We start from the raw sequence: 12,900 nt of genomic DNA on the forward strand, positions 1-12,900 counted from the left end.
GGGTGATGGCTTTGGTTCTGTAGTAAACTGAGCACCACCGTTACTTTAGGCGCATTGTCTAAGGTTAGCGCACTATTTATTAAAAAGGCAGTTAAAGCAAATGGATAAGAAAGCAAGTATTCAGTGGTTCCCAGGCCATATGAACAAAGCCCGTAATGAAGTTAAAGAAATCATGCCGCAAATGGATGTCATCATTGAGGTTCTTGATGCCCGTATTCCTTATAGCAGTGAAAACCCTATGGTGGCATCGTTACGTGGTGAAAAACCCGTCATCAAAATCTTGAATAAAGCCGATCTTGCTGATCCGGTAATGACCCAAGCCTGGATGGATTACTTCGAGCAAGAAAACGGGGTCAAAGCTTTAGCCTTCGATGATAACAAAGCTGATCATGTGCATCGAATCGTGGAGCTGTGCAAAAAACTGATGCCTAACAAGGCTGAGTCAGGCCGACAAATCAAAGCCATGATTTTGGGTATTCCTAACGTCGGTAAATCAACTTTGATTAATACCTTAGCCGGTCGTGCTGTTGCCAGAACCGGTAACGAGCCAGCAGTCACGAAGTCGCAGCAGCTGATCAAGCTCGACGGTGGCATCATGCTTTATGATACCCCTGGTATGCTATGGCCAAAGGTTGAAAATGCTAACTCTGGCTATCGCTTAGCCGCTACTGGCGGTATCCGTGATACGGCGTTCGATTTTGATGATGTGGCTGGTTATACCGCAGAATTCTTACTAAAAGCTTATCCTGAGCTACTAAAAGTTCGCTATAAAATTGATGAGCTACCTAAGACCGATTGGCAGTTCTTTGAAATTGCTGGTCGCAATCGTGGCTGTATCCGTTCTGGTAATCAAGTAGATACTTACCGGATGTCAGAGATTTTGGTTAATGAATTACGCAGTGGTACGTTAGGTCGAATCAGTCTGGAAACTCCAGATATGCGTGAAGCCGAAGAAGCAGTGGTTGCGCAACAACGTATTACTGATGAAGAAAGAAAAGCGGCAAAGTTAGAGGAAAAGCTATTACGTAAAAAACGTGCTCGCAAGAATCGTAAATAGGGTTTGGTCATTATTGTTGCTACAAGCTTAGATACCCTCTTGCCAAATTATAATCAATAGCGAAATACAGTGCTATAAAACCCAATGATTTCGTGGGTTAACCACCCACGCTACGCAAAATTTAAAGTTAGAATAGAGGCGATGATGGTGATGTTTAAAAGGGGCGTAGGGGGCGTTCTGTGTACTAATGACAATAGTATGATTAATAATCGTTGAGCATACTATATTCTACGAAACCCTTACTCAGCATTATTTAATTGTATAAACAAACTTTATCATTAGTATAGGCCGCTATGAATTCCTCGACTCCATCTGCTAAAACCATTCAAATCTATCTACCAAAAGGCAATCCACGCGGTTTGCGCATAGCAGAGATGACCACTAGAACCGTCCGTCTAATCGAGATTCCACGAATCCATATTAATGATTTTTTTGCGATGCCAGAAGCTAACCAAGTGGGCTTGTACTTTTTAATAAGTGATACTGATAGTGTAGAAAAACCTCAGCTGTACATTGGACAAACTGGCGATTTAAAAGCACGACTCAATCAGCATCATAAAAAAGAATTCTGGACACGTGCTTTTGTAATGCTATCTACTAACAACACTATGACTCAAACTCATGCTCTTTATATGGAGCATAAGGCTATAGCAACTGCTATCGAGGTTGGGCGCTATGAAATTAAAAATGGTAACAATGGAAACCGTCCTCATACTCCTGATCCGTTAAAAGCTGATTGCGAAGAGTTGTTTTATACTCTGGATGTTTTACTATCAACTTTAGGGCAACCAATTTTTGAAACTTTGAGTATCAATGAAAATATTCTTTATGCTGATGAGCTGAAACCTACTATTGATAACAGGGTTATTGAAAACATTGAAATATCTTCTCCCAAGACTGCACCGCCATTATTTTATTACAAAGTTAAAGATGCTGATGCTCAAGGCTATTATGACGATGATGGCTTTGTAATATTAGCAGGATCTTCAATACGACAAGCCCAAACACCATCATTACCTTTAATCATTACTAAACTAAAAGAAAGGTTATTAAACGACGGAAAGCTGATAGCCATTAATGATAAAAGTTATAAGCTGATTGAAAATCAACTTTTTAAAACCCCAAGTGCTGCAGGACAGATGGTGTCTGGACGCTCTTCTAACGGTTGGTCAGAATGGAAAAATTCTGCTGGACAAACTTTAAGTGAAATTTATCGCTAAGCTTTACCCTTTATAGCTATTTATAGCTAAGCCTACCGCTTACTCAAAACTCTGACAAGTTACGGTTATGGCATAGCAAGCTGCGTCTAGCCAACGGAGTTATCAATAGTTTAAGGTGACGAATTATAGGCTTTGCTCTGCGCACCAATAATTTACCTAGGTAGCCCACCCTCTTCGATATCGTTAAGTCATTATTTCTATAGTATTATTTTATAACTTTTAAACAAAGCTAAGTCCTAGAATATCTTGATATAAGGTATAATTAACTACCTTAAAACTCTAATTAAAGCCCCCTATGACCCAGCCTACCGCCAATATAAATACTGCATCAGCAGACGCTACTCTTGCTCACAACACTACTTCCTACGACACCTTCGCCCCCCGTTTATTAACATGGTTTGCCACCAATGGTCGTCATGACCTACCGTGGCAGCAGCATCAAACTGATACGCCCAACCCTTATATTGTTTGGTTATCAGAAGTCATGCTGCAGCAGACCCAAGTCACCACTGTGTTGCCTTACTTCGCCCGATTTATGACTTCCTTCCCAACCGTGCAAGATTTAGCAGCGGCAGAGTGGGATGTCATCGCCGAACACTGGGCAGGCATGGGCTACTATGCGCGAGCGCGTAACTTGCATAAAGGCGCCAAGCAGCTAGTTCAGATTATTGATGAAACTGGCGACTTTCCGCAGACGTTAGAAGGTTGGGAAGCCATATCAGGGGTTGGACCTTCAACCGCTGGGGCGATTGTAGCTATGGGCTTGCATGGTTATGGAGTAATCTGTGATGGTAATGTCAAACGAGTTTTGACTCGTTGGGCGGCCATCGATGGCGATATTATGAAGTCTGCCACCACTAAAGAGTTATGGGCATTGGCGCAGCGCTTAACACCGACAGAGAACTCTGGATTATTTGCCCAAGCAATGATGGATATGGGCGCAACTTTATGTATTCGCCGTCAGCCTGCTTGTTCCTTATGTCCGCTAGCGGATGACTGTTTAGCGCATGCGCAAGGGCGCGAAACTGATTATCCAGTAAAAGCTAAAAAACAGCCGAAACCCAGCAAATATAGTAATGCGTTAATGATCAACAATGCAGACAGTGAGCTGTTATGGCTACAGCGCCCAGATAATGGTATTTGGGGCGGCTTATGGAGCTTACCGTTGGAATTTATAGAAAAGATTAGCGGCAGGGCTACTGATAAAGCAGTAGCGGTGACTGCAGTCACAGATAAGCAGTCGTTGAAAGTTGCCAGTAATGAGCAAGCCTACGAATCAGAATTCACTACCGCTGAGCAAATCATTAATGAGTGGTTGAGCCAGCAGCCGTTGACAGCCAAGCCAATAATTAGAGCAGAGACGAATGACTTGTTTGACGATGCACTAGTTGCTCCTATCAAGCACTCATTAACCCATTTTCATTGGTATCTAACCCCGCAGCAACTAACTTTAAATGACCAACAAGCGCAACAGCTAACCGAACTACTGCAAGCGGCTGATATTACTTTAAACTGGCTAAATAGCGCTGAGGCGCAAGCAACGCTTGGGTTGCCACGAGCGATGGTTAAGATACTCGAAGAAGGCTAATACATTACTATAAACTCTTAAAATAATGGTAATTGGATAAACCCAAAAAAAAGCGACTCATCCGTTATCATGAGTCGCTTTGTTATTTAGATCATATTGTATTACATTCTAATAAACTGCCTGCTTTTAATAGGATCTTGCAAATCTATAGCCAGTTAAGACTTCGGCACCCGTAAACGCATCAGCCCTTCTTGTTGTACTGTGGCTACTAGCTTGCCATCTTGCCAAAACTGACCGTGATTTAGTCCCATAGCATTAGAAGTAGTATCGCTCCACATGTCATACAGCAGCCAATTATTAAGGTCAAAATTACGATGAAAATGCATCGAATGATCGATACTGGCCGCTTGTAAGCCACTAGTCATGAAGCTAACACCATGCGACATCAAACCTGTACCAACCAAATAGAAGTCTGATGAGAACGCCAATAACGCTTGCTGAATAGCAACTGGTTGCGCCCCCAAATCTTGGATGCGTAACCAATTGGCTTGTTTAGGTTTCATCGGTTCAGGATGGATAGGATCACGTGGTTTGACTGGCTTTATCTCTATATGACGACGACGCATAAAACGTGACTTGAGCGCATCAGGTACTTTACCGACATAATCCTCTTTGAGCTCTTGCTCAGCACGCAAATCCTCTGGTGGTGGATAAACAGGCATATTTTCTTGATACTCCAGGCCTTCCTCCATCGAAGAAAAAGAAGCAATCATTGAAAAGATGACTTGCTCAACCGGCGCTTTGCCACGAGCTTGTTTGTATTGAATAGCAGTGACTTGACGTGCTGATAGACTACGGCCATCACGCAAACGTCGTACTTGATAAATTACTGGCTGATCAATATCGCCCCCACGCAAAAAATAACCGTGTAGCGAATGACAAGGTTTGTCCTCATCAAGCGTATGAGCAGCGGCCATTATCGCTTGAGCTAGTACTTGTCCACCGAAGATACGAGCACCAACATAGTCGTGGCTTTTACCTTCAAATACATCAGGGCTGACTTCAATGAGGGCGACTGTAGCTAGCAGTTCAGCGATCAGTTGCGTATTATTAGACATTGAGTTTCCTTATGTTGGATGACCATTATTGCTCGATAACATAGCAATAGGGTTTACAGTAACTTAGCATAATCTTCATTTAGCTTGAGTATTAATAAGTACTAATAAACAGTAAAAATAGTGACTAATAGCATTCGCTTGCAGTAAAACTCAGCTTTTTATCGCCAAGAAGAGATACTATCACAGTATCTCTTCTTGGTTATAAACACTCAAATCACAGTCTAGTATTGTACAGTCTAAGGTTTTACCGATACTAGTACTCGGATTGAATCCGGCACTAAAGATAACGTCGCTAATGCTTGCTCGCCTTGTAACTGTAGCTGCTCTAAACGCTCAATTTCCGCAGGTCGCACGTTTGGATTGATCGTCTGTAGATGCTTGAGACGCTTGACCTCACGTGACCACTGCTGGCTAAAGCGCATACTTGCTTGTGTACCAATCTCAGCCAGTTGGGCTTTAGCAATAGCTTCCGCTTCATAATAACGCTGTTCGATCACATCACCACGTGCTTTGATAACTTGTCGCGCGCGGTTTTTGTCCAAGCGCTCAATATGCGGCATAATCATATCGCTACTGATACGCGCTGACAGATCGCTACCTTGCTCACTGATAAATACTCGAATACTTTGTGCAGACAGAGTAGCTGGCAAATTCAATATTTTTGGTGCAATAGCTTCGACACGGAAGTTGACCTCTAACATCACCATCCCTTGTGGCATAGCGGCACTCTTGAGCATCCCAACCGTCGTATTACCAAAGGTGCTAGTATTAGCCAGCTCATAAATAGCACGCATTAACGGATGTTCATGAGTAATAAACTCGATCTCTTCACGTGCCAGCGCCAGCTCACGCTCAAAGGTCAGAGTCATACCATCTTCTTCACCGAGCGGTAGCCCTTCAATATATTCGCTAATCTCAGTACTATCGACTGGCGAAATTACCCACGAGCCATCACGCTGAACGCTATAATCAATGTTAGCTGAGGCTAAGAAACGTTCAACGAATTTTGGCAATAGGTTATTACCATCGAAGTCGCGCATAGCATCAGCGATACGTCCAGCCACTCTTGGGCGACAAGAGTTATACTCTAATAGGCGGTCACGACCAGACTGCAATTGTGACTCTAATCCTAGACGTGTTTGCTTAGCATCGGCAATCAAATCTTGTAGAATAAGGCGATTATCAGCGTTATCAGCCCCTTCTAACAAAGGTTTCAAGGTTTGAATATATAGCTCTTGCACGCTTTGCGCAGTCGGTGATATTTGATTAAAGATATTCAGAGCACTATCATACCAATGGTATAGACGCTCTTGCGCGGTGCCTTGGATATAAGGCACATGCAAAGTTATTTTTTGGGTCTGGCCGATACGATCTAAGCGACCTATACGCTGCTCTAAGATATCTGGATTAGCCGGTAAATCCCATAAAATAAGCTGACTAGCAAACTGAAAGTTACGCCCTTCAGATCCAATCTCCGAGCACAGTAATATCTGCGCCCCTTCACTATCAGCAAAGTACGCAGAAGCCTGGTCCCGCTCAAGCAGAGTCATCTGCTCAGTAAAGATAGCGGTTTTAATACCAGCATGTAAGCGCAACACAGCCTCAAGGCTTTCAACTGTTGCACCACTACGAGCAATAAGCAGTACCTTTTGGTGTTTTAGTTCGCCCTTTAAAATATTGATTAGCCAAGGTACACGAGGTTCGTCTTCTAACCAGCCACCATCAGGTTGGTTCTCTTCGCCCCATAGCTGCTCACGTAACTTGCCTGTAGTCTGATAGCTATTGACCCAAGTGTCCGGCAAGGGTAAAGGATGCGCCGTACTGCTACGACCATAAAAGCCTTTAACGCTCTCACGAGTATTACGGAACAATACTCGACCAGTGCCATGACGATCAAGCAGCTCATTTAGCGCATAAGTGCGAAGCTTATCGTCTTCATTGATGGTGCTTAATTCATCTTCAGTCACGCTAAGCAAATTAGTTAAAGCGGCAATTTGACTGGCAGTCAGTGGCTTGTCTTCTATTAAAGTTGCCGCAACAGCCGCCGTTTGAGCAAAGGCTTCTTGACCATCGATGAACTCATCTAGATCATCAAAGCGATCAGCATCGAGCAAACGCAGACGAGCAAAATGACTTTGCACCCCAAGCTGTTCAGGAGTCGCGGTTAGCAGTAGTACCCCAGCAGTTTCTTCAGCGAAATCGGCTACTAAGTCATACTTTTCGTTGCCACCTTCCGCTTCATTCCAATGCAAATGATGCGCTTCATCGACTACTAATAGATCGAAGCCAGCTTCCATCGCTTGGTCATACAAATCAGGATGATCGAGTAATAAATCCATCCCAGCAATGATACATTGCTCAGTAGCGAAGACGTTTTGCTCAGGGTTATGCTCTCTAATCGCGGCAGTACGTACTAGATCAAATAAAGCAAAATTTAGATTGAAGCGACGACGTAACTCAATCATCCACTGGTACTGCAAGCTATCAGGCACTAAGATTAATACCCGCTCAGCCTTGCCAGTGAGTAGCTGCTGATGAATGATCAGCCCAGCTTCAATAGTCTTGCCCAGGCCTACCTCATCGGCAAGTAATACGCGTGGCGCAATACGTTTACCGACTTCGTGAGCGATATAGAGCTGATGCTCGATAATATCGACACGGGCACCCATCAACCCTTTTAGAGGATGTCCAGCCAGCGCCGACTGCATACGCAGAATATCTTGGCGCAGCTCATACCAATCACTGCGTTCAATACGACCCGCTAATAGGCGTTCAAGCGGTTTAGCTAGCGTAATATTAGCAGCGAGGCGGGTTTCCATTATGCCTTTACTAACCGCCCCTCCATCAGGGTTATTAACGCTGTATTTCAGCACCCCCATCACTTCATCAACGCCAGTGACTGTATAGTTGTGACCTTGCTGATCACTGATACTATCGCCAACCTTGAACACCACTCGTGATAAAGGCGCGGACATCTTGGCATAGACGCGCATCTCTTCACTTTGGGGGAATAAAATGTGCACACAACGGTCATCTAAATCGATAACGACACCTAAGCCCAATTCGGACTCAGTATCGGATAAATAACGTTGACCAACGGCAAATTCGGAGCTGTGTAAAGAGGCGGCAGAGATAGTCATAGGGCAGGGTCTTTTTGTACTCAGTTAAGAAAAGGATAAGCAGGAGTAATAATTTCGTTATTTGGTCAGTATCAAAGCTGAGCTATTATATAACGTTAGCGGTTAGATGAGTGCATTAATCTAACTTTTCAAGAGCCTAGCAGCTAGGAATATACTAGCTATAGTAGTCAGCGGTTCTAGTTGCTGCTTAGTCGTGCTACATTGATAGCCAAATCTGCAATGATAAACCTGATTTAGCGTCATGAAAAGTCAGGTTGACCGCTAGAGCAATCCGTTATGAACCATAAATTATCAGTAGTAAAACCAGCTATTAACCAAAATTACTTATTAACAAAAATTATCTTTTAAGGAGTTTTCATGCGAGCAGTATTTTTAGATAGAGGCACATTTTCTGAGGGCATTGACTTGCCAGCCCCACAAGGCATTACTGACTACATCACTTATGATGACACTCCTCAAGAGGACGAGTTGATTATCGAGCGTTGTAAAAACGCTGATATTATTTTCACTAACAAGGTTAAGATTAACGCCGAAGTTATCGCCCAGTTGCCTAAGCTCAAACTGATCCAGTTGACTGCTACCGGTATGAATAACGTTGACCATCAAGCTTGTACAGCTCATAACATTACGCTAAACAATGTCGCAGGTTACGCGGTCAAGAGTGTGCCTGAGCATACCTTTATGCTAATGCTAAATGCGCTGCGTGCTGGTATTTATTATCACCAAAAAGTCGTCGATGGCAGTTGGCAGGCTAATGGTAATTGGTGTCTATTAGATATCCCCCTGATAGATTTAGAGGACAAAACCTTAGGCATTATTGGGGTTGGCACTATCGGCAAACGTGTCACTGACATTGCCAAAGCTTTTGGTATGACGGTATTGTGGGCTGAGCATCAAGGACGTAGCCCGCGTAATAGCGATTATACTGCCTTTGATGACGTGTTGGCTTGCTCGGATGTGATTAGTTTGCATTGCCCATTAGACGAGCGTACTCACCATCTTATCAACCAAACTACTTTGGCAAAAATGAGCAAACAGCCGCTAATAGTCAACGTTGCACGCGGCGGTATTGTTAACAGTCAAGCGCTTGCTGATGCTATTAATAATGAGCAAATCATGGGCTATGCCAGTGATGTTTTTGAAAATGAGCCGATGCTTGATGACGATCCATTGTTAACTATTACTGAGCATCCACGAGTCATTTTTAGCCCGCATAATGCTTGGGGTAGCGAAAGCGCTCAGATAACCTTATGGCAGATTCTTAGCAAGCAAGTAGTCGGTTTTATTGACAACTATGCCTAAGCTTTTCTTCGACTAAGATTGAGTTGATGTTTTTGCTACCAGATTAGTTGTTTTATAGCTTTTATAAAGCTTACAGATAACCGTGGCAGATTAAAACAGAGTTATTTATCGCCATCTACTGCTATAAATAACTCTCAGCTCTACTAGCCCCATAAACAACTGTCTCAGTAAGCTGCTAACTTACGCCAACTTGCAAAGTACAGCGCTTGTTATTAGCTATAAGTGCGGCACTAACGGCTAAAGCTTAACCACTTATCTTTTATTTGACGGTGCTTTAGCACGATGCGATCACTTAAGTAATTGCTAGTGACTTTCCATGGATAGCGATCGCCTTGTTTGGGTAGCTCATCTTTAGCTCGATGTACATAGCCGGCTGATAATGCGCCCATAATAGTATCTTCCTGCACTTGCGCTTTTTCCCCTTCAATCTGGGCTTTTGGCACTACCGTATGGTAGCCATGCTTATGCATATAGCTCAATAACCTAATTAAATAGTGACAGGCTAAATCAACTTTTAGTGTCCACGAGGCATTGGTATAGCCAAATATGACTGCCATATTAGGAATATCTTCAACTAGTACTGCTTTATAAGTCATGCGCGAGCCTATATCCACCGCTACACCATCGACATATAACTTTGCGCCGCCTAACATCTGCAGTTTTAGCCCAGTTGCAGTAACGATAATATCGGCATCCAAATGCTTACCTGAGTTGAGGGCAATACCTGATGCGGTGAAATGGCTAATCTGATCAGTCACCACCTCAGCACGTGTCCCTTTTAAGGCTAAAAATAAATCACTATCAGGTACTGCACACAAGCGCTCTTCCCATGGATTATAATCGGGCAAAAAGTGCTCAATGTTAACCTCACTACCCTTAAGCTCTTGCTTCGCCCATCGTGTTAGCAACGCCTTCATGACACTTGGGGCATGCATAGCGATTTGATAGACGCCTTGTTGCCTTAGCACGTTACGTGCTCGTAGCAAAGTATAAGCTTGCTGCTTAGATAACGGTGAGTACTTAGCAGACAACCAATCGAGCGCATAATCATCGCCTGGTACACTAGCGACATAAGTTGGTGAGCGTTGTAACATAGTCACATGGCGGGCGCACTGTTCGCCGTCTTCAGCAGCTAGTGCTGGCAACAAAGTCATTGCCGTTGCCCCACTACCGATAATGACTACTTTTTTATCATCATAATTTAAGTCTTGCCAGTGCTGCGGATGCACAATCTGACCTTGGAAGTCTTCTTCTTTATCGAAGTGAGGCCGATAGCCAGCTTGGTAATCGTAATAGCCCGTTGCGCCGACTACAAAATTGGCGGTTAACGTAAACACTTCACCACTAGCATGGTTTTTGACCATTGCCGTCCACTGCTGCGCCGTACTTGACCATGACAGTTGCTCAACTTCGTGACGATAGCGAATATGGTCGATGACCTTAAACTCACGTGCAGTATCAGTAATGTAGCTCTTGATATCGCCACCACTTGCTAGCATCCGATGATCTAGCCAAGGTCGAAAGCTGTAGCCAAAGGTTAGCGCATCAGAATCAGAGCGAATACCAGGATAGTTAAATAAGTCCCAAGTACCGCCCAAGTCTTGACGTTTTTCTAATACGACAAATCGCTGCGTTGATGACTGTCCTTGGCGCTTATGGTTGCAGTTACGCTTTTGCTTCATCTTAGATTTAGGAGTAAAAAAACTTGCCGTGTTTTGCTGTTGTATATAACAGCCCATACCGATACCAGCAATGCCAGCGCCGATAATTAGCACCTCATAATCAGCTTCTATAGCTGCTTGCGCTTTGCTAGACTTTAAACCACGTTTAATAACACTTTTAGCGGCTTGTTTGGCAGAACTGACATTCATCATAATAATATCCCTTAATAATAGTATTCTTTGATAATTTGATTGCCAGGCTAATTTGTCACTGCCTTGCTACCTATTGCTAGTCTTATTCATTTTTGCTTGTTTTACTTCAATAATTAAAAACATCAGTTAAAAAGGGCAAGGACTCTCCCAATCCATCCAAGCCCCTAATACTGGATGCTTAAGGCGCAATTGGTGCGCATGTAAATTTAGCCGCGCGGTAATGGTTAACGCTTTATCTTCAGCATAAATAGGATCACCGATGATCACATGACCGCAGTGCACCATATGTACCCGCAGCTGATGACTACGGCCAGTGACCGGCTTTAAGGCTACTCGCGTTACCGTTTGACCAGCGCACTCTTCATGACTGAGTATTTGGTAGTGGGTTAAAGCATTTTTATGCCAGTCAGGATCAACGATATGGCGCGGCTTAGTCGCAGGTTCATAACGTACTGGTACTGATATTTTGCCAGTTGCCCCTACCGTTTCCCAAGCACCAAATACTCGTGCCTCATAAGTCTTTTGCGGCAAGCGCTCAATAAACTGTTTACTAATATGAGTTTGCGCCGCAGCATTTTTGCCGAATATTAGGAGACCTGAAGTATCCATATCTAAGCGATGTATTAGTTTCACTTGTGGATTAACACGCTCTAGTCGTGATAGCAGACTGACTTTGAGGGTCTTGCCATCGACACTGAGTAAGCTTGCCGGCTTATCTACTACCCAAATATCTTCATCTTCATACACTGTGACTTGTTGCGCAAAGTCTTCAAAGAAACTGGCTTGGTATTGAGTCTCTTGGATATTTAGAGCAGTGATGGTATTACTATCGTAAGGCATAAAATGACCACTTATTTTTTGGTTATTGACTACTGATTGTCTGGGTTGAAAAGTATTTTTTTACAGGTTTATGACTAAAAGTCTATAAGGTATCAGATGAGTTAATGGGTTATTGACAGTAACTAGGGTTGGGTTTCGATTTATTGTACTAATATTAGTTGTTGAGTAATTCAACCAGCCATGCGCTAGTAACTGCTGATAAACATGTTAATATAATGACATATTGTTATTCATTCATAATACTTCTTTAGCCATTGACTAATATTTGATGATTGCTACTAATAATATTTATAGCATAACTGGTAGCAATTTTGATTGGCTGCTATAGTGATATAGAGTCGATGTACTAAAGAGACCACAAAACAAGAGAGAAAATAATGTCTGACCTTATCGTTAATACCACTGATGACAACTTTGACCAAGATGTATTGCAAGCTGATGTACCAGTTTTAGTGGATTTTTGGGCCACTTGGTGTGGACCTTGTAAAGCTATTGCTCCTATCTTAGAAGACTTAGCTGCCGAATACCAAGGTAAAGTTAAAATCGTTAAAGTGGACGTGGATAGTAACCCACAAGCTGCGAGTCGTTTTGGTATTCGTAACATTCCTACCTTATTCGTCTTCAAAAACGGCGAAAAAGTTGATTCAGTAATGGGCCTACAACCTAAAAGTGAATTGGCTAAAGTACTAGACAAGCACTTGTAAAACATTGCTAGCTAATTTTGCCCAATTTATCACTGATTAATCGGTGGTTAAATAGAGTTCTGAAAAGCCATTATCTTCTCCAGATAATGGCTTTTCGCTAACGTTCATCGCAAACTA

Annotated in this window: 9 protein-coding genes; 5 read left to right on the forward strand and 4 right to left on the reverse strand. The window is 43.0% G+C overall.

From position 1 onward, the window contains the following. The first annotated feature begins 100 nt into the window (after window positions 1–100). From ylqF to mutY, 3 genes are all read left to right on the forward strand, one after another. A complete protein-coding gene (ylqF, locus tag KZA12_RS07305; protein WP_201622949.1) occupies window positions 101–1,057 on the forward strand; it encodes a ribosome biogenesis GTPase YlqF in 957 nt (318 codons plus the stop codon). A 293-nt stretch (window positions 1,058–1,350) separates the two neighbouring features. Then, complete coding sequence (locus KZA12_RS07310; protein ID WP_218689784.1) at window positions 1,351–2,277, forward strand: GIY-YIG nuclease family protein; 927 nt, start codon at window positions 1,351–1,353, stop codon at window positions 2,275–2,277. Window positions 2,278–2,572: 295 nt separating this feature from the next. Further along, entirely contained in the window at window positions 2,573–3,865 is a 1,293-nt protein-coding gene (mutY, locus tag KZA12_RS07315) for an A/G-specific adenine glycosylase (protein ID WP_218689785.1), read from the forward strand. Between the two features lie 155 nt (window positions 3,866–4,020). Here the strand turns inward: mutY and KZA12_RS07320 are convergent, their stop codons facing one another. Further along, window positions 4,021–4,923 (reverse strand): acyl-CoA thioesterase II, encoded by a 903-nt coding sequence (locus tag KZA12_RS07320; protein WP_201622947.1) that lies wholly within the window; start codon window positions 4,921–4,923, stop codon window positions 4,021–4,023. Window positions 4,924–5,159: 236 nt separating this feature from the next. Beyond that, the gene (gene rapA, locus KZA12_RS07325) at window positions 5,160–8,063 is read right to left on the reverse strand and encodes an RNA polymerase-associated protein RapA (protein WP_218689786.1); all 2,904 of its coding nucleotides are present in this window, start codon (window positions 8,061–8,063) and stop codon (window positions 5,160–5,162) included. Between the two features lie 357 nt (window positions 8,064–8,420). Between rapA and KZA12_RS07330 the strand changes: the two genes are divergently transcribed. Then, window positions 8,421–9,365 carry a D-2-hydroxyacid dehydrogenase gene (locus KZA12_RS07330; RefSeq protein WP_218689787.1) on the forward strand — a complete coding sequence of 315 codons (945 nt, stop codon included), beginning with the start codon at window positions 8,421–8,423 and terminating at the stop codon, window positions 9,363–9,365. Window positions 9,366–9,595: 230 nt separating this feature from the next. Here KZA12_RS07330 and KZA12_RS07335 read toward each other — a convergent pair whose 3' ends face one another. Together KZA12_RS07335 and KZA12_RS07340 are read right to left on the reverse strand one after the other, a co-directional pair. Further along, window positions 9,596–11,158, reverse strand: coding sequence for a flavin-containing monooxygenase (locus KZA12_RS07335; RefSeq protein ID WP_373416598.1), 1,563 nt, complete (start codon window positions 11,156–11,158; stop codon window positions 9,596–9,598). A gap of 207 nt (window positions 11,159–11,365) precedes the next feature. Then, window positions 11,366–12,079, reverse strand: a complete 714-nt coding sequence (locus tag KZA12_RS07340) for an RluA family pseudouridine synthase (protein WP_201622943.1) — start codon at window positions 12,077–12,079, stop codon at window positions 11,366–11,368. 377 nt (window positions 12,080–12,456) lie between these two features. Between KZA12_RS07340 and trxA the strand changes: the two genes are divergently transcribed. Next, entirely contained in the window at window positions 12,457–12,783 is a 327-nt protein-coding gene (trxA, locus tag KZA12_RS07345; RefSeq protein ID WP_201622942.1) for a thioredoxin, read from the forward strand. Window positions 12,784–12,900 lie beyond the last annotated feature (117 nt).

The sequence above is a fragment of the Psychrobacter sp. BF1 genome (assembly GCF_019279065.1).
In the GTDB taxonomy this organism is placed as follows: Bacteria; Pseudomonadota; Gammaproteobacteria; order Pseudomonadales; family Moraxellaceae; genus Psychrobacter; species Psychrobacter urativorans.